Source organism: Acidovorax sp. NPDC077693 (genome assembly GCF_044542805.1).
In the GTDB taxonomy this organism is placed as follows: domain Bacteria; phylum Pseudomonadota; class Gammaproteobacteria; order Burkholderiales; family Burkholderiaceae_C; genus Acidovorax.
This window is the reverse complement of record NZ_JBITVD010000009.1, coordinates 51,211-67,899: the sequence shown is the minus strand read 5'-3', so window position 1 is coordinate 67,899 and position 16,689 is coordinate 51,211. Positions and strand designations below refer to the sequence as shown.

At 69.2% G+C, this 16,689-nt stretch carries 13 protein-coding genes; 9 read left to right on the top strand and 4 right to left on the bottom strand.

Translation table 11 applies throughout. From position 1 onward, the window contains the following. Positions 1-225: 225 nt before the first annotated feature. The gene (locus tag ACIGHN_RS14035; protein WP_396504886.1) at positions 226-1,914 is read left to right on the top strand and encodes a methyl-accepting chemotaxis protein; all 1,689 of its coding nucleotides are present in this window, start codon (positions 226-228) and stop codon (positions 1,912-1,914) included. Between the two features lie 61 nt (positions 1,915-1,975). Here the strand turns inward: ACIGHN_RS14035 and gph are convergent, their stop codons facing one another. Next, entirely contained in the window at positions 1,976-2,671 is a 696-nt protein-coding gene (gph, locus tag ACIGHN_RS14030) for a phosphoglycolate phosphatase (protein ID WP_396504884.1), read from the bottom strand. A 645-nt stretch (positions 2,672-3,316) separates the two neighbouring features. On the opposite strand from gph, the gene ACIGHN_RS14025 reads away from it, so the two are divergent. Both ACIGHN_RS14025 and ACIGHN_RS14020 read left to right on the top strand, forming a co-directional pair. Beyond that, the gene (locus ACIGHN_RS14025) at positions 3,317-4,048 is read left to right on the top strand and encodes a LuxR family transcriptional regulator (protein WP_056420443.1); all 732 of its coding nucleotides are present in this window, start codon (positions 3,317-3,319) and stop codon (positions 4,046-4,048) included. A gap of 119 nt (positions 4,049-4,167) precedes the next feature. Next, positions 4,168-4,944: a hypothetical protein gene (locus ACIGHN_RS14020; RefSeq protein WP_056420445.1), complete on the top strand. Its 777-nt coding sequence runs from the start codon at positions 4,168-4,170 to the stop codon at positions 4,942-4,944. Positions 4,945-4,988: 44 nt separating this feature from the next. Here ACIGHN_RS14020 and ACIGHN_RS14015 read toward each other — a convergent pair whose 3' ends face one another. After that, positions 4,989-6,551 carry a hypothetical protein gene (locus tag ACIGHN_RS14015; protein WP_396504882.1) on the bottom strand — a complete coding sequence of 521 codons (1,563 nt, stop codon included), beginning with the start codon at positions 6,549-6,551 and terminating at the stop codon, positions 4,989-4,991. 2 nt (positions 6,552-6,553) lie between these two features. After that, on the bottom strand, positions 6,554-7,918 hold the full coding sequence (locus ACIGHN_RS14010; protein ID WP_396504880.1) for an SPFH domain-containing protein: 1,365 nt from the start codon (positions 7,916-7,918) through the stop codon (positions 6,554-6,556). Between the two features lie 245 nt (positions 7,919-8,163). On the opposite strand from ACIGHN_RS14010, the gene ACIGHN_RS14005 reads away from it, so the two are divergent. The 3 genes from ACIGHN_RS14005 to ACIGHN_RS13995 all read left to right on the top strand — a co-directional run bounded on the left by ACIGHN_RS14005 (position 8,164) and on the right by ACIGHN_RS13995 (position 11,769). Beyond that, the gene (locus ACIGHN_RS14005; RefSeq protein WP_056420647.1) at positions 8,164-8,862 is read left to right on the top strand and encodes a response regulator transcription factor; all 699 of its coding nucleotides are present in this window, start codon (positions 8,164-8,166) and stop codon (positions 8,860-8,862) included. 199 nt (positions 8,863-9,061) lie between these two features. Continuing rightward, on the top strand, positions 9,062-11,230 hold the full coding sequence (locus tag ACIGHN_RS14000; protein ID WP_396504878.1) for a sensor histidine kinase: 2,169 nt from the start codon (positions 9,062-9,064) through the stop codon (positions 11,228-11,230). A 158-nt stretch (positions 11,231-11,388) separates the two neighbouring features. Further along, positions 11,389-11,769, top strand: a complete 381-nt coding sequence (locus ACIGHN_RS13995) for a hypothetical protein (protein WP_396504876.1) — start codon at positions 11,389-11,391, stop codon at positions 11,767-11,769. Positions 11,770-11,953: 184 nt separating this feature from the next. Here ACIGHN_RS13995 and rpe read toward each other — a convergent pair whose 3' ends face one another. Then, the gene (rpe, locus tag ACIGHN_RS13990; protein ID WP_056420457.1) at positions 11,954-12,640 is read right to left on the bottom strand and encodes a ribulose-phosphate 3-epimerase; all 687 of its coding nucleotides are present in this window, start codon (positions 12,638-12,640) and stop codon (positions 11,954-11,956) included. 87 nt (positions 12,641-12,727) lie between these two features. On the opposite strand from rpe, the gene apaG reads away from it, so the two are divergent. The 3 genes from apaG (at position 12,728) to ACIGHN_RS13975 (ending at position 16,631) form a co-directional block, all read left to right on the top strand. After that, positions 12,728-13,135, top strand: coding sequence for a Co2+/Mg2+ efflux protein ApaG (gene apaG, locus ACIGHN_RS13985; RefSeq protein WP_056420460.1), 408 nt, complete (start codon positions 12,728-12,730; stop codon positions 13,133-13,135). A 58-nt stretch (positions 13,136-13,193) separates the two neighbouring features. Continuing rightward, complete coding sequence (locus ACIGHN_RS13980; protein ID WP_396504873.1) at positions 13,194-15,191, top strand: site-specific recombinase; 1,998 nt, start codon at positions 13,194-13,196, stop codon at positions 15,189-15,191. A 183-nt stretch (positions 15,192-15,374) separates the two neighbouring features. After that, on the top strand, positions 15,375-16,631 hold the full coding sequence (locus tag ACIGHN_RS13975) for a cation:proton antiporter (RefSeq protein ID WP_056420467.1): 1,257 nt from the start codon (positions 15,375-15,377) through the stop codon (positions 16,629-16,631). The last annotated feature ends 58 nt before the right edge of the window (positions 16,632-16,689 follow it).

Genomic DNA, 16,689 nt, shown 5'->3' with positions numbered 1-16,689 from the left:
GCCGACAGATGCCGGCACTGCCGGCGCGTAACCTTCATGCAGGGTTTTTTTACAGCGCCGCACCACCCACGGACCCGTACTGACCTACACCGACCCGCTACTGCACATCCCCTGCAGCGCGGCGGGCCGCAGCCTCCTCCCCGCTACCCGCGCGCCGGAACGAGCTGTCTGCAACGCAACGACCTCCCGCCTTTCACGACGACCTCTTCTGCGCCGGACACCACCATGACATTCAGCAACCTCTCCGTCGGCCTGCGGCTGGGCGCCTCGTTCGCCGCCATCTTGCTCATCACCGCGCTCATCGCCGCCATGGGCATGTGGCGCATCGGCAGCCTGCACCGCGCGAGCGAGCGCGTGGCCACGCAGGAGATCGAACAGCAACTGCTGGTGGAAGACTGGGCGGCCGACATCCGGCTGAACTGGGTGCGCACCGAAGCCTTCCTCAAGGCTATCGACCGCGACTACATGGACAAGCTCACGGCCGACACCACGGCCACCGCCAAGGGCATGGACACCAAGGTGCAGCGCATCGAGGCGCTGGCGCAGGGCGAGCAGGCACGCACGCTGCTGGCGGCCATCGCCACGGCCCGCACGGCCTACAACGACAAGCTGACCGAGATCCGCGAACTGCACCGCGGCGGCGAGCCCAATGTGCCGGCCCTCGTGGACAAGGACCTGCGGCCGCTGGCGGACAAATACCTCAAGGCCCTGGACGACCTGCGCAAGGCCATGGCCACGCAACTGGCCGAGGGCCAGGCCGACACCGGCACGCTGGCCACGGCCAGCCAGGTGCTGCTGGGCGTGGGCACGCTGGTGGCCGTGGCGCTGGGCGCGCTGCTGGCCTTCACCGTCACCCGCTCCATCGTGCGGCCGGTGCAGCGCGGCCAGCGCGCCGCCGAGAACATCGCCGACGGCGACCTGACCCACCCCATCGACACCGGCCGCAACGACGAGACCGGGCAACTGCTGCAGGCCCTGGCCACCATGCAGGCCCGCCTGGCCACCATCGTGGGCAACGTGCGCCACAGCGCCGAAGGCGTGGCCACGGCCAGCGCGGAGATTGCCTCGGGCAACAACGATTTGTCGGCGCGCACCGAGCAGCAGGCGTCGGCCCTGCAGCAGACGGCCGCGTCCATGGAAGAGCTGGGCTCCACCGTCAGCCAGAACGCGGACAACGCGCGCCAGGCCAACCAGCTGGCCATGACCGCGTCGACCGTGGCCGTGCAGGGCGGCAATGTCGTGGCTGAAGTCGTGGACACCATGAAGGGCATCAACGACAGCAGCAAGAAGATCGCCGACATCATCAGCGTGATCGACAGCATCGCGTTCCAGACCAACATCCTGGCGCTGAACGCCGCGGTCGAAGCCGCCCGCGCAGGCGAGCAGGGCCGGGGCTTTGCGGTGGTGGCCAGCGAGGTGCGCAGCCTGGCCGGGCGCAGCGCCGAGGCCGCCAAGGAGATCAAGGCCCTGATCAGCACCAGCGTGGAGCGCGTGGAGCGCGGCACCGTGCTGGTGGACAAGGCCGGCGCCACCATGACCGAGGTGGTCAGCGCCATCCGCCGCGTGACGGACATCATGGGCGAGATCAGCGCGGCCAGCGGCGAGCAGAGCCAGGGCGTGTCCCAAGTGGGGGAAGCCATCACGCAGATGGACCAGACCACGCAGCAGAACGCGGCGCTGGTGGAGCAAAGCGCTGCAGCGGCCGACAGCCTCAAGACGCAGGCAGGGCTGCTGGTGGATGCGGTGGCGGTGTTCCGCCTGGCGCCGGGTGCTTCGGGCACTTCGGGCACTTCGGGCACTTCGGGCACTTCGGGAGCGTCCACGCGGTCGGCCACTGCAGACCCCTCGACACCTTCGGGCGGCGCCCGCCTGGGCTACCGCAGCGGCGCTGCGCCGCGGCAACTCCCGGCGTGACGCTGGCTGGCCCAGCAGCCCGGATCGATCACCGGGCGCGGGCATTGAGGATCGAAAGACGCTAGCGCAGCGCGGCCAGGGAATCCACAAAACCGTCGGCATCCACGCCGCGCACCGGCTGGCCATGGTTGTAGCCGTAGGTCACCAGCACCACAGGGCAGCCCGCCGCGCGTGCGGCCTGCGCGTCGTTGCTGGAGTCGCCCACCATCAGCGTGCGCGCCGGTACGGTACCGAGGGCCTCGCAGGTCTTGAGCAGCGGCAAGGGGTCGGGCTTCTTGCGCTCGAATGCATCGCCGCCGAACACATGGTCGAAGAAGCCGTCGAGCCCCTTGGCCTGGAGCAGCGGCACGGCGAAGTCCGTGGGCTTGTTGGTCAGGCAGGCCAGGCGCAGACCGGCGGCGCGCAACGCCTGCAGACCATCCACCACGCCCGAGTAGACTGCCGAGTACTGGCCATTGATGGCGAGGTAGTGCCGCTGGTAGCTATCCCACGCAGCGGGGTACAGCGCATCGATTTGGATCGCAGCCTGCGCTTTGTCATCCTGCGCAAGGACGTGCTGAAGCACCGAACGCAGCAGGTTCTCCGAGCCCTTGCCCACCATGGGCTCGATGCGCGCAGCCTCGATGGACAGCAGGTCCAGATCGCGCAGCATGCGGTTGATGGCCTCGGCAAAGTCACCCATGGTGTCGACCATGGTGCCGTCCAGATCGACGATGGCGGCGTCCAGTTGTTTCTGGTTCAGGGGAAGGAAGTTCAAGGCAGCACGATGAAGTAAAAAATGCCTTGGATGGTAACGGGGCGCGGCCCTCGGACACCCCACGCGGACTGAGCCGCCGGCTTTGCTACCCGTGCAGGGGAATCACCGGCTTGGCGTCGCCGGCCGAAACAGACGCAGCCTCTGCAGGTGTGGCTGTGGAGCCCGACAGCACTTGCTGCGCTTTGGCGGCCGAGACGGCCCGGGGGCAGGACTTCTGGCACGAAGTCAACGCCCGAAAGCTATCGCAGACCAGCAACTGGCTCGAAAAGCATTGGTATTGAAGGCTTTGCATGGACGACGGCTGAACAGCCAGTTTCAAACCGGACCATTCCGTTTTGGTTGCCCGTAGGCTCGCCGACCGCCGGGCACCAGCGCGTAGGCGGACAGCGGTCGGGGTGTGTAGGCCGCCATCTGGACTGGAGGCGCCAGCGCCGCATGGCAGGCTCGGGGCAGCAGGATCTGCGGTACTGGGGCTCTGCATGGGTGGGACGTGCCGAGGCGCAGACAGCACACACGGCGACGCCATGCGCTGGCGGCCACTGCCCAGGATGGCGCCCCGCTCACCGCCAGAAAGACTACGATTCGGATGCGCCCTGTCAGATCTGCCAGGTGCGTGCTTCGTTGCGATTGGATAGAACACCGGCCATGCTCACGCTGCCCCGCTACCTTCACTCCCTGGAGCAATTCCACAGCGTGCGCACGCCGCAGGAGCTCACGCAGTTGCTGTCGAGCGTCGGCCAGGCACTGGGTTACGACAGCATCGTGCAGGGCCTGCAAAGCTACTCGCGCCAGGGCGGGCTGCATGTCGACTCGACCTCGGTGATCTCCGACAAGTGGCACAGCCACTACCTGAAGAAGAACTACTACAAGGTCGACCCGCGCGTGCACCACTGCGCGCGCCACACCACCCCGCAGCGCTGGAGCAGCGCCGACTTGTACGACCACCCCCGCGCCGCGCAGATGATGCAGGAGGCCCACGACTTCGGCGTGCGCGCGGGCATCTACGCGCCCACGCACAGCATGGATGGGCGCTTCAGCCTGCTGTGCCTGAGCTTGCGCCATGTGCCCGTGGCCGAGGCCCAGGACCTGGTGCTGCACACGGCGCCCTTGATACCTGCACTGGCGGCGCATGCGCACGAGGCGGTGCTGCGCATGTTGCGTGCGAACGCCGAGCAGGAGCCGGTTCTCACGCGGCGCGAATGCGAATGCCTGCAGTGGGCGGCTGCGGGCAAGACGTCGTGGGAGATCGGACTGGTGCTGAACATCGCCGAGCGCACGGTGAATTTTCACCTCAGCAATGCGATGGCCAAGCTGGGCTGCCACAGCCGGCAGCATGCCATCGTCAAGGCGCTCATGCAGGGGCTGGTCGGCCTGTAAGAACAGCCAGTTCAAGCCGCAGGGCCTGTGCGCTGCAATCGCCCCACTTCATGCGCTGTGCGTGAAGCCATTCATTGGGGAGTTTCACTTTGCGCACTGCACCTGCCACCTTTCCTTTCATGCCACGCCTGACCGTGGTCGCCTGCATCGCCGCCCTGCTCACCGCTTGCGGTGGAGGGGGCGACGACGATACCGGCGGCGCGGCGCCCCATGCCATCGGCGGCACGGTGACCGGGCTGGCCGCCAACACCGAGCTGGTGCTCAACAACAACGGCGGCGATGCCTTGCGCATCAACGCCAACGGTGCTTTCCAGTTCGCCCAGCCGTCCACCGGCTACCGGGTCGAAGTCGCCACACAACCGGCCGGGCAAAACTGCAAGGTGGCCAACGGCAGCGGCACCGCCACGGCGCCCGTCGCCGATGTGCAGGTGAACTGCGCGGCCGGCACGGGCGGTGGCGACACGGGCCCGGTCATCACCGCGGGGATCGCCGGCCTGCTGGGCGAGTGGCAGCAAAACAGCTGCGTGGCCGCGGGCGGCGGCCAGTGGGCCCGCAACTACCTGCGCCCCGTGCAGGTCAACGGCACCACCCTCTCGCACGTGCAGGGCTTGCGGCTCTTTGGCAACAGCCAGTGTTCGGGTGCCGGCACGGTGCTGGGCGGCACGTCGCTGGGCCAGGTGGCGTTCTCTCGCTCCGAGTCCAACGCCAGCGTGGCGGCCAACTGGGGCACGTTCCGGCAGATCACGGGCCTGACCAGCCAGGCCATCTGGGCCAAGCGCGGCGAGAACACGCTGTGCCTGCTGGGGGATGAAAACCCGTCCATCCTGCCGACCCTGGCCCGTGTGGCCGCAGCGCTCGACACCCTGCCGGCGTCGGCCTGCTACAGCCGGCTGTAGAAACGCCCGCTCCCCCGCTGAGCATCAGCAGGGGAGCGTTGCGTTCAACGCAGGCTCAGCGTCTGGCGCTTCCAGCCTGCGTCCTGCCAGCGCTGGAACAAGGGCAGCGATGCGACGTCACCCGTCACCCGTTCGGTGGCCAGGCCGTCGATGCGGACCACCTCGAAGCTCTTGCGGTAGCGGCCCTGGCCGCGCGCCTCGCGGGCCACCAGCATCTGCTGGCCGCCGGGGACCCAGCCGGCGAATTCGGCATAGCCGGTTTCGGGCAACGTGGCTGCAGGGGGCAGCACGTCCACCACCCAGGCATCGCCCGCCTTGCGCATCACCCACAGCTCGCGCCAGCCTTCGAGCGGCTGCACGGCCAGGGCCACGGCACTGCCTTCGCGGTTGACGGTGGCGGACGCCGCCCAGACCACGCCGTAGGTGCAGCGGCGCACCAGCGGGTCTTTGGCGCCATGCTGCGCGTCCACCAGCAGCACGCAGCTCTCGCCGGGCACACCCGGCTGCACCACCACGGCGGGCCGCTTGGCATCGGCCACGGGTGCGGCGGCGGGTACCAGCGCCCAGCGCACCGCGCTCACGCGCATGGCGGCGTCGTTGTACGCAACCTGGTCTTCGTCGGGCAAATCGTTGCGGCTCACGCCCGCAAACTCCGCCAGGGCCCGCGATGCAGCAGCGCCCGCGGCGGGGCCGCCGTCCTTGCGCGCCTGCTGGAAGGCCACGGCGCTCCACAGCCCCGCCCGGCGCATCTGCACCCGGTTGCGCAGGTAGCTGGGCAGGCCGGCCACGTCGACTTTTTCCAGCAACTGGGCCTGCCAGTCCTGCAGCTTGGCGCGCTCGTGGGCGGGCAGGTCGGGGTTGGTGCATTCGGGCCGCGTGAGCGCCAGCGCCGCACGGGCACGCTGGTCGGCATCGGCCGAGGGCATGGCCAGCACGCGGCGGAAGGCCTCGCCGTCGTAGCAGATCTGCATGCGGCCTTCGACCTCGTAGGTGGTGAACCGCACGCCGTAGCCGTTGGCTACGTCGAGATGTGCGGACAGCGTGGCGCCGTTGGCCTTGCCTGCCGCCGTGCCCGACGGTGCCAGCGATGCCCTGCGCGCCAGCCGGTCGGCGAACGTGCCCAGGGCATCCAGGGCCTGCGCACCGCGCTCGCCCGATAGCGCTGCCGCAGGCGCTGCCTGCAGGTAGGCGGCGGTCAGGCCGATGCCCAGCGCTTCGGAGCCGGGCGTGTCCCGCACGAAGCGCAGCACCGACAGCAGCGCAGGGCCGTCGGCCTCGGTCAGCGAGACCCGGCGCACGTCGCTGGCCCGGATGAACCCGCCGCGCTCGCGCTTGTGGTCCCACACCTGCAGGTAGTCCATGCGCTCGCCACGCACTTCCAGCACCTCGCCCTGCCACAGCAGCGTCTGCTGCTGGGCCGAGTCGCGCGGCGCGGCACGCAGGCTGGCCTGGTCCTGCACCACGATGGCACTGCCGAAGTCGCTGGCAGGTGCGCTGATGGATGCGCTGGCCGCTGCGCCGGTGGGCACGCTGGCGGTGGCAGCGGTGGCCACCGTGGTGGCCGCCGAAGCGATGGCCGTGATGAGCGTGAAGAGAGTGCGCAACATGTTCATTGCTCCGTGGCGGGGGTGGCGGATGCGTCGTCGGCGCCGGAGCCTGCAACAGCCTGGGCTGCAGCGGCCTGGGCATTGCGGTTGCCGCCCAGCAGCGCTGCACCGATGAAGTCGCCATTGGTGGGCGGCGGCGCGATGATGACCTGGATCTTGTCCGAGAGCTTGTCGGCCAGCGTCTTCTGGATGAGCAGCGGGTGGCGCGTGACCAAGGCGCCTTCGCGGGCCATCTGCTCGGCGTTCACCTTGCCGATGCGGTCCATGCGGTAGGCCTCGGCTTCGGCCAGCTTCTGGCGGGCGTCGGCTTCGCCGTTGGCCTCGATGCGGCGGGCCTGGGCGTTGCCTTCGGCGGCCTTCACACGGGCCACGCGCTCGGCTTCGGCTTCCAGCTGGCGCTGCTCGATCTGGCGCTGCTTGAAGGGCAGCACGTGCTTCATGGCTTCTTCCTGGGCGCGCGCGGCGATCACCTGTTCGCGCGCTGCGGCTTCGGCGGCCACTTCGCGGCGGACCTTGTCTGCCGATGCGTCGAGCTCGGTTTCCTTCACGCGCTTGTCCTTGAGCTCCAGCGTGTAGCGCATCTTCTCGGAGGCCAGCTCTTCGGCCAGCAGGCTGTCCATGCCGCGGCGGTATTCGGCGGGCAGGTCGACCTTGCCGATCTGCACGCTGCGCAGCACCACGCCATCGGCCGCGAGGCGGGTGCGCAGCTCGGTCTCGATGATCTGTGCGATCTCGGCACGCTTGGACGAGAAGATCTCCCGCACCGTGTAGCGGGCGAACACCTTGTAGACCAGGCCCTGCACCGCCGGGGCCACGACGTCGCCATCCACATCGTCGGGCAGGTTGCCGGACTTCACGGCGTTGGAGGCCGGGTCCAGCGCGTAGCGCACGCTCAGATCCAGGCCGAACGACAGGCCTTCCACCGACTGCAGGGGCGCGCTGCCGGTGGCCTGGCGCATGGCTTCAGGGCGGTAGCTCTGGTCGCGCAGAGAGAGCACCCGCACGCTGTGCACGCCGGGCAGCACCCACACGCCACCGTCGCGCCACTGGGTGACCGAGCCGGTGAACTGGTTCGTGCGCAGGCCCAGCTCGCCCTGGTCCAGATGGCGCACCGGCGGGTTGCGTACCACTGCCACGCCCGCAGCGACCACCACAGCACCCAGGGCCAGCCAACGCACGGTGCGTGCCGTGGGCAGCAAATAGGCCCAGCGGAGGGGGCGGCGGTCTTCGGCAGCCCAGGGATTGGCCGCTGCGGCCCCCATCGCGCTGTCGTACTGAGCGTCCAGGGCTGCGTCAGCGGCGGCGGAGGGCGTGGCGGCGGAGCGGCCGCGCAGGGCTTGGACGATGCGGTTCCAGGTGAATTTCATGGTTTTTCTCTCTCTCGGACGGGTTGAATTTGTTGTCTTGGCCTGAACAACCTGCGGGCTGTTCATTGGTAGGTGATTCTTCGGGGAACACCCGGAAGCAACAACGCGCACCACAGCCCAGAGTCCGCCCGCCGGCCGAGCGAATGCTCCGGCCCCGGAAGAAAAACTCACACCGCCCCCGGTGGCGCGCCGGGATAATCCGGCCACCACCACTGCAAAGCGCTTTCATGACCCTCAACGCACGCATGGCACGCATCGCCGTGATCGAAGACGACCTGCCCACCAGCAACCAGCTGGCCGGCTGGATTGCCAGTGCGAAGAGCGGCATCGTGATCGACCAGTGGTTCACCCGCGACGACGCCGAAGCCGCCCTGGCGCGCGAGCACTACGACGCTGTGGTGCTGGACATCGAACTGGGGCGCGAGCGCCATGCGGGCGTGGCGCTCATCAACGCGATCAACAAGCTCGGCCAGGGCACGCCCGTGCTGGTGGTGTCGGCCATGCCCGCGGCCATCTACCGCAGCATCATGAAAGCGCTGGACGCGTGGGACTACCTGCAGAAGACGACCTTCGAAGAGGCCGACTTCATCGAGACCTTTCTCGACATCCTGCGCACCACGCAGACCGCCCCCGCCCAGGCCGCGCCCGCTGCGGCGCCAGGCGACGCGCTGGTGCTCGACCCGCTGTGGCAGCGCACCCCCACCTGGCGCGGCGAGCGCATCAACCTGCCGCTCACCGCCCAGCGCATCCTGGCCACGCTGCACCAGCGCAGCGGCGAGGTCGTGTCGTACGACGAGCTGTTCGATGTGGTCAAGAGCGGCCGCAACCGCGACAACGTGCGCAAGCATGTGAGCACCATCCGCGAGGCGCTGCGCGAGGTCGATCCGTCATTCGAAGGCATCGAGAACGTCCCCATGCGCGGCTTCCGTTGGGTAAGGCAGTGAAGCATCCCCCTGAGCGGCTTCGCCGCTTCCCCCTTCTCTCGACTGGCTGCGCCATTCGGGAAGTGGGACGTCGCCAGCGCCCGCAAGCTAAGCGCCGCCCGGGCAGCTTGGCGACCCTTGCGCGGCGACCCTGGTCCAGGCCACGCCCTGTTCATTCGCCATCTGCCGTGCCAAGTGCCTTTGATGGGGGGAGCTGGCAATGAAGCGCCTGCTGCGGCGCCCGGCGCTGGAGATGCCGCGGCTCGAGATGCCCCGCCTGGGCCTGCCGGCGTTTCGCCTGCGCATCCTCGTGCGCAGCGTGTTCCTGCTGCTGGCAGCGGCCACGGTGGCGCTCAGCGTGGTGCTGCTCAAGGAGGAAAAGGAGCGCGCCTGGCAGAGCTACCAGAACGGCTTCAAGCGCAGCCAGTCCGAAGTGATGGCACGCCTGCGTCACCCGTCCGGCCAGTTGGCGCTGCTGAACGCACACATCCAGGGCCAGGGCGCCACGCCGCTGGCGCCGCTGCTGCTGCCCTACGCCGCCATCGACTTCGACGACCAGAACAAGGCCCAGCAGGCGGTGGAGATGGCGGGCTGCGCGGTGCAGTACCCGGACGGCGCCTCGGCCTGCGCGGCCATCGGCAACAACCCCTATGCGGGCGGCTTCATCTACCTCGTGGGCAGCTTTTATGCGGGCGAGCTGGTGGCGCGCGAACGCGGCGCGCTGGACCTGGCCGCCGTGCACCGCGCCCGGGTGACGCTGGACATGCGCGGCACCACGTCGCGCTGGGTGGCGCCGTTCGAGGCGCTGCCCCCGCAAGGCAGCATCCAGACCCGCGGCCGGCTGACCGGCTTTGCGGACGTGGGCGAAGAGACGCTCGACGTGCGCGCGCGCCCGGTGCGCGACTTCCGCGGCTGGCTGTGGCAAAGCAATGCGTGCCGCGACCCGGCGGGCACCGCGCCCGGCTGCCTGCGCCGCACGTTCTATTCGATCCGCCTGCCCGTGGAGCTGTTTCGCGAGGCGCTGTTCGGCAAGCAACCGCTGGTCTGGCCGCCCGAGGACCTGGGCAGCATGCGCGTGCGGGTGGAGATGCTGGGCCCTGCGGCCGACGCCGGCAGCGGCCCCACCCGCACGCCTGCGCTGTTCGACAGCAACACGCCCGGCGCGCAGCCCGCCGCGTCGCTGGCCGACGTGGCCCGTTCGCTGCTGCCGGGCGAGAAGGTGCAGATCCGCAAGCTGGGCAGCAGCGAGCAGGACGCCCTCACGCTGCGCGGCACCGAAGTCGAGGCGGGACCGACGGCGCCGTGGCTGATCCGCCTGATCAGCTGGCTGCCGCTGGACCTGCAGGGCCCGGGTGAAGCCAAGGTGCAGGAGGTGCCCGCAGGGCTCGACATTCTCGACACACCGCTGGGCAACTACGCCGTCACCTTCACCGGCAACCTGCGTGGCGTGGAGCAAGGCCTGGCGGTCGTGGCCACGCGCATGTCGTGGTACCTGGGGGCGATGCTCGCAGCCATCGCGCTGGCCTGGCTGGCGGTGGAAGTCGGCCTGCTGCGGCGCGTGACCGCGCTGACGCGGCGCGCGGCCGCCGTCTCGTACAACGTGCAGGACGGCCACATCGGCCCGCGCCTGGGCGACCTGGATGTGTCGGACCTGCGCGGTTCGGACGAGCTGGGCATTCTGGCTGGCGGCCTGGCCGACCTGCTGCAGCGCGTGAAGGACGACATCCAGCGCGAACAGCTGCGCGCCCAGCAGGAGCGCGACATGTGGCACGCCGTGGGCCACGAGATCATGTCGCCGCTGCAGTCGCTCATGGTGCTGCACGGCGGGCCTGGCGACCCGGGGCACCGCTACGTGCAGCGCATGCAGCAGGCCGTGCACGTGCTGTACGGCACGGCCTCACCGGCCGAGGCGCTGCAGGCTGCCGACCTGCCGCAGGGCCGGCTGGACCTGGACGCCTTCTTGCGCCACGTGGCCGACAACGCGCATTTCGCGGGCATCGGCAACGTGGTCTACCAGGGCGGCACGGGCCCGGTGGTCGTGCGCGCCGATGAGTTCGCGCTGGAGGACGTGGTGACCCACATACTGGGCAACGCAGACCGCTACCGCCCGGCGGGCACCGCGATCACGCTCACGCTCAAGGCGTCGGAGTCCACGGCCAGCGCCACGCTGCACAACCAGGGCTCCACCATCGAAGAGGACTTGCTCGGGCGCATTTTCGAGCTGGGCGTGTCCGACCCCAGCCTGCCCGTACCGCCGGGCGGCTCGGAGCACCGGGGCCAGGGCCTGTTCGTGGCCAAGACCTACATGGCCAAGATGGGCGGCACCGTCAATGCGCGCAATACGGAGGACGGCGTGGCGTTCACATTGACCTTCCAGCGCCTGGGCTGAGGCCGGTTTCGCACACCCGCCCCGGTGGCAGAGAAGGCACCTGCGCGCACGGCGGCGGGGCGTGCCGTCCGACAGCGGTGCAAAGGCACGCGCCCTACGCTGCAGGATTGCACTGCACCCAGGTGCGCCCTGTCACAACCGCGCAAGGAGACCTTCTCATGCCCCGCTTCGCTTTCATCACCGCTGTCCTGCTGGCAGCTTCCGCTTCGGCCATGGCACAGGCCCCCGCCCCTTCGGGCGACGCCCGTGCCCGCTACGAGCAAGAGCGCGAAAAGTGCATGACGAACAACACCCAGGATTCGCTGGCGACCTGCCTGCGTGAAGCCAACAACGCGCTGGACGCATCGCGCAAGGGCCAGCTGAGCAACCCCGGCCCGGCCGCTTCGGAGAACACCACCCAGCGCTGCGAGGCCTTCCAGACGGCAGCCGAGCAGGCCGAGTGCGTGCGCCGCACCCAGTCGTCGTCGGTGAGCGGCTCCGTGTCCGGCGGTGGCGTGCTGCGTGAATCGGTCACCACCACGGTGATCCCGGCCAAGTAAGCGCTCCGGCGCTCCATGAAACCGAATGAAAATGGGCACCACCGCTTGCCCAATCAGCGCCAACAGCTATCAATAAAATAGCAAACGCCCGCCGCAGCGGGCGCGCGCCGGGACCCTCGCACTCGTGGACCTGGCGATGCCAGGCCAACGGGTGTGTCCCCCATGGGCGAAGGCGCTCAGCGCCTCAGGGCTTGGCCAACGCGTCACGCATCGCGTCGATGACACCCTTGTAGTCTGGCTTGCCGAAAATGGCGCTGCCAGCCACGAAGGTATCGGCCCCGGCATCCGCCACGCGGCGGATGTTGTCGGTCTTGATGCCGCCATCCACTTCCAGCCGAATGTCCTTGCCCGTCGCATCGATGCGGCGGCGCACGTCCTCGATCTTGCGCAGGGCCGAGTCGATGAAGCTCTGGCCGCCAAAGCCGGGGTTCACGCTCATGATCAGGATCAGGTCGATGTCGTCGATCACCCAGTCCAGCACGTCCAGTGGCGCCGCGGGGTTGAACACGAGGCCGGCCTTCACGCCTTTGGAGCGGATGGCCTGGATGCTGCGGTGCACATGGCCCGAGGCATCGGGGTGAAAGCTGATGTAGTCGGCACCCGCATCGGCAAACGCGGCGGCCAGCGCGTCCACCGGCTGGATCATCAGGTGCACGTCGATCGGCACGGCCACGCCATCGGCCGTCTTGGAATGGGGCTTCAGGGCCTGGCAGATCATCGGGCCGAAGGTGAGGTTGGGCACGTAATGGTTGTCCATCACGTCGAAATGGATCCAGTCCGCGCCGGCGGCAATGACGTTGCGCACTTCTTCGCCCAGGCGGGCAAAGTCGGCAGAGAGGATCGAGGGGGCGATTTGGAATGTGCGGCTCATGCCCCGATTGTCTCAAAGCGGGCGGCCTGTGGCGATGTGCGGGATGTTTCCGCGGGTTTTAAGGGCCGCCACGGTTACCATTCCGCCATGCCAAAGTACCAGTTTGACGTGACAGTGCTGCCCGAGTACCTGCCCGAGCAGTCCGCGCCGGACACCGGGGTGTTCAGCTTCGCCTACACGATCACGATCACCAATGCCGGCGACACGCCGGCCCAGCTCATTGCACGCCACTGGATCATCAGCGATTCGCGCGGCCACACCGAAGAGGTCAAGGGCCTGGGGGTGGTGGGACACCAGCCGCTGCTCAAGCCGGGCGAATCCTTCCAGTACACCAGCGGATGCCGCCTGCGCACGGCCAGCGGCACCATGCATGGCACCTTCCATTGCGTGGGCGAAGAAGGCGAGCCCTTCGACGCAACCGTCCCGCTGTTCATGCTGGAGGCGCTGGGCCACGGGCCCGCAGGCCAGCCGCTGACCGGTCGGGTGCTGCATTGAGCGCAGCCCCTCGCGCTCCCCACGGTGTGGGGGCTTCGCCCCTGCGCGGAGCATGGCGATGAAGAAACAACCCCATCCCGCCCACGATCTGCCCGGGCTGCTGGCCCGGCTGGACCCGGCCGCCGACCTGGCCCACCGCCACCTGTGGCTCATCCACCTGCTGGACTGGGTGCGCGGCAAGAGCGACTCCATCCCTGCCGCCGTGGGCCGGGTGCAGCTCTTCCTCGATGCTGTCGAAACGCGGCCGGACGTGCAGCTGCGGCTGCGCGCCTGGTGGGCCACGCTGGTGGACCAGGTGGACGTCACCACGCTGCTGGCCGACTTCGGCTTTGCGCCGCGCACCGCGCTGGTCAGCGAGATCTCCGAGCGCCTGCGCACCAAGTTCCTGCCGGGCAGCCCCGAGACCATCGATGCGTCCGAGCTCTTCATGCTGGCGCTGCCCGGGGAGTTCGATGCCCAGTGGCTGCTGGCGCTGGACGAAGCGCAGCTCGCCCGCCTGGTGGCCTTGCTCGCGCCCGCGGACCCCGATGCCCACACCGGGCCCTCGCGCTGGCACAAGGCGCTGCTCGATGCCATCACCTACTGCGCCGGCCAGATCCTGTCGACCGGTTTTGCGCCGGAGCTGCGCCTGCGCATGAGCGAATCCGCGCGCGATGCCCAGCCTTTTCATGCGCTGATCCACGATGTGGAGAGCCTGCGCGTGGAAGTGTTGCTGGCGCTGCGCACGCCCGACCGCCTGAACGACGCCGCCCAGCGCCTGCGCGAGCGGCTCGAAGCGTGCCGCGCGGCGGCCTCCACCGTGTACACGCATTTCGAAGACAACGGCATTTCGGTCGGCCTGGTGTTTCGCCTGCGGCAGCTGCGCGAGCGCATCCTGCGCGTGCGCGAGCTGCTGGACTGCCTGCTCTCGCCCAAGCCCCCGGTCACCGCGGCGCGCCTGCTGGCCCACCTGGTGATGGTGGGGCAGGAGCGGCGCAGCCTGCGCGCGCTGCTGGCCTCCAACTCGTCGCTGCTGGCGGCCAAGGTGGCCGAGCGCAGCGCGGAAACCGGCGAGCACTACATCACCCGCAACGCGGCCGACTACCGGTCCATGGTGGGCAAGGCCGCAGGCGGCGGCGCGCTGATGTCCGTCACCACGCTGGTGAAGTTCGGGCTGCATGCCCTGGCGCTGTCGGCCTTCTGGGGCGGCTTCATCGCGGGGGTGAACTACGCCGTCACCTTCGTGCTGATCCAGCTGCTGCACCTGACGGTGGCCACCAAGCAGCCCGCGATGACCGCACCCGCCATGGCCGCCAAGCTCAAGGAGCTGGACGCCAGCGGTGCCATCGAATCCTTCGTCGACGAGATCACGCACCTGGTGCGCTCCCAGGTGGCCGCCGTGCTGGGCAATGTGCTGGTGGTCTTCCCGGCGGTGCTGCTGCTGGCCACGGCCATCGCGCTGGCCACGGGCGCACCGGCCATCAGCGAGAAGCAGGCCCTGCATGTGTTCGAATCCCTGCACCTGCTCGGGCCGTCGCTGTTCTTCGCGGCCTTCACCGGCGTGCTGCTGTTCGCGTCGAGCATCATCGCCGGCTGGGCCGAGAACTGGTTCGTGCTCAACCGGCTGGACTCCGCGCTGCACTACAACCCGCGCATCACCCGCTGGCTGGGCGCCGAGCGCGCGGCGCGGTGGGCGCGCTTCCTGCGCGAGAACCTGTCGGGCTTCGCGGCCAACATCTCGCTGGGGTTCATGCTCGGTCTCGTCCCTGCCTTCGCAGGGTTTTTCGGGCTGGGCCTGGATGTGCGCCATGTCACACTGTCCACGGGCCAGGTGGCTGCGGCCAGTGCGACGCTGGGGATCGGCGTGTTGCACATGCCGGCCTTCTGGTGGGCGGTGGCATCGCTGCCGCTGCTCGGTGCGCTCAACGTGACGGTGAGTTTCTACCTCGCCTTCAGCCTGGCGCTGCGGGCGCAGAACGTGAGCGGCGTGGACCGCTCGCACATCTACAGAGCGATCCGCGTGCGCCTGCGCACCGCGCCCCTGAGCTTTTTCGTGCCCGCCCGCCGCACAGCCTGACGAGAGACCCGGAAAGACGGGCCCGGCGGCAGCGGCAAGCCCCGCCCCTGTCCTACATGGACGGGATGTTTCGGCCTGTAAATTCAGGCAACGCTGGTGCGTCCCTGATTTTTCAGGGTTTCTGCGCACCCGCTTCTTCACTCCCGGCGGGGCCCGTCCCCGCCTGACGCAGAGGTTCCAGACATGAATGAAATCCTGACCTTCTGGGCGCAGTGGCTGCGCCCCTCGGCCGGGTTGCCGACGGTCCAGTGGTCACTGCTGCTGGCAGTGGCGGCCATGGCAGGCTATCTCACCCAGCGCCACACCGGTCTGCCCAAGGTATTGGGCTACTCGCTCGTCGGCACCGCCGCGGGGCTGGCCGGCTTCAGCGGCGCCGTGTGGCCGCTGCAAGGCATCGGCCTGTTCCTCCTGGAGCTGGGCATTGCCATCGTGCTGTTCGAGTGCGGCGGCCGCATTCCGCTGCGCTGGTTCCGCCACAACCCCATGGTGCTGGTGCAGAGCATCGCCGAATCGGTGTTCACCTACTTCGCCGTGTACTGGGTGCTGGTGTGGCTCAACCTGCCCACGCAGGTGGCCGGACCGCTGGCCCTGGTGGCGCTGGCCGCGTCGCCCGCGGTGCTGACCCGCGTGGTGGCCGACACCCGCGCTGCCGGCCCGGTGACGGAACGCGCCATCGTGCTCACCACCCTGTCCACGCTGTATGCGCTGACGCTGGGCAGCGCCAAGGCCGAGCTCATCAACCGCCAGGGCCTCACCCTGATGGAGACCATGTCGCCCGTCGTGGTGGTGCTGGGCGTCTCCATCGTCGTGGCTGCCGTGCTGGCGCTGGTGCTGCGCATGGCGCTGCGCGTGATGAGCCCAACGAGCGAGAACACCTCCATGCTGTTCCTGGCGCTGGTGGCGGCCGGCACGGCCGTGGCCGCGCACATGGGCGGCTCCGCGCCGCTGGCAGCGCTGCTGGGCGGCATGCTGCTCAAGCAGCTCAACCCCCGGCCCTGGGCCTGGCCGCGCCAGCTGGGCAACGCGTCGTCGCTGCTCACCATGCTGATGTTCGTGCTGGTCTCCACCGTGGCCGCGCAGGCCGACTGGAGCGCCCCCGTGGCCGGCGTGGTGCTGGCGCTGATCGCCGTGCGCCTGGTGGCCAAGGCCACGGGCGTGGCGCTGGGCAACGTGGGCAGTGGCGCCAGCTGGAAGCAGGCGCTGTGGGTGGGCTGCGCGATGACGCCGATGTCCTCCATCGCGCTGCTCATCGCCTCGCAGTTCGTCCTGGCCTCGCCCTCCACCGGCCATGTGATCGCTGGCGTGGCCCTGCCCGCCATCTTGCTGATGGAAGTGATGGGCGCCGTGATCGCCACCGTGGCCATCTACCGCGCAGGCGAAAGCTCCAAACCCTGGGCGGCGCTGACGGCCCGCGGCCAGAACGGAGACACCCAATCATGAGCACCGCGCGCGCCAGCCACCCGCCAGCGCGCACCGCAGTGCACAGCACGGAACGCAT

Bases quoted from the DNA above. Each gene is read 5' to 3' on its own strand.
- ACIGHN_RS14010 (WP_396504880.1), bottom strand. From the start codon at position 7,918: ATGAAATTCACCTGGAACCGCATCGTCCAAGCCCTGCGCGGCCGCTCC.
- apaG (WP_056420460.1), top strand. From the start codon at position 12,728: ATGCCAAAGTACCAGTTTGACGTGACAGTGCTGCCCGAGTACCTGCCC.
- ACIGHN_RS14035 (WP_396504886.1), top strand. From the start codon at position 226: ATGACATTCAGCAACCTCTCCGTCGGCCTGCGGCTGGGCGCCTCGTTC.
- ACIGHN_RS14015 (WP_396504882.1), bottom strand. From the start codon at position 6,551: ATGTTGCGCACTCTCTTCACGCTCATCACGGCCATCGCTTCGGCGGCC.
- ACIGHN_RS13980 (WP_396504873.1), top strand. From the start codon at position 13,194: ATGAAGAAACAACCCCATCCCGCCCACGATCTGCCCGGGCTGCTGGCC.
- ACIGHN_RS14020 (WP_056420445.1), top strand. From the start codon at position 4,168: ATGCCACGCCTGACCGTGGTCGCCTGCATCGCCGCCCTGCTCACCGCT.
- ACIGHN_RS14000 (WP_396504878.1), top strand. From the start codon at position 9,062: ATGAAGCGCCTGCTGCGGCGCCCGGCGCTGGAGATGCCGCGGCTCGAG.
- ACIGHN_RS13995 (WP_396504876.1), top strand. From the start codon at position 11,389: ATGCCCCGCTTCGCTTTCATCACCGCTGTCCTGCTGGCAGCTTCCGCT.
- ACIGHN_RS13975 (WP_056420467.1), top strand. From the start codon at position 15,375: ATGAATGAAATCCTGACCTTCTGGGCGCAGTGGCTGCGCCCCTCGGCC.
- rpe (WP_056420457.1), bottom strand. From the start codon at position 12,640: ATGAGCCGCACATTCCAAATCGCCCCCTCGATCCTCTCTGCCGACTTT.
- ACIGHN_RS14025 (WP_056420443.1), top strand. From the start codon at position 3,317: ATGCTCACGCTGCCCCGCTACCTTCACTCCCTGGAGCAATTCCACAGC.
- ACIGHN_RS14005 (WP_056420647.1), top strand. From the start codon at position 8,164: ATGGCACGCATCGCCGTGATCGAAGACGACCTGCCCACCAGCAACCAG.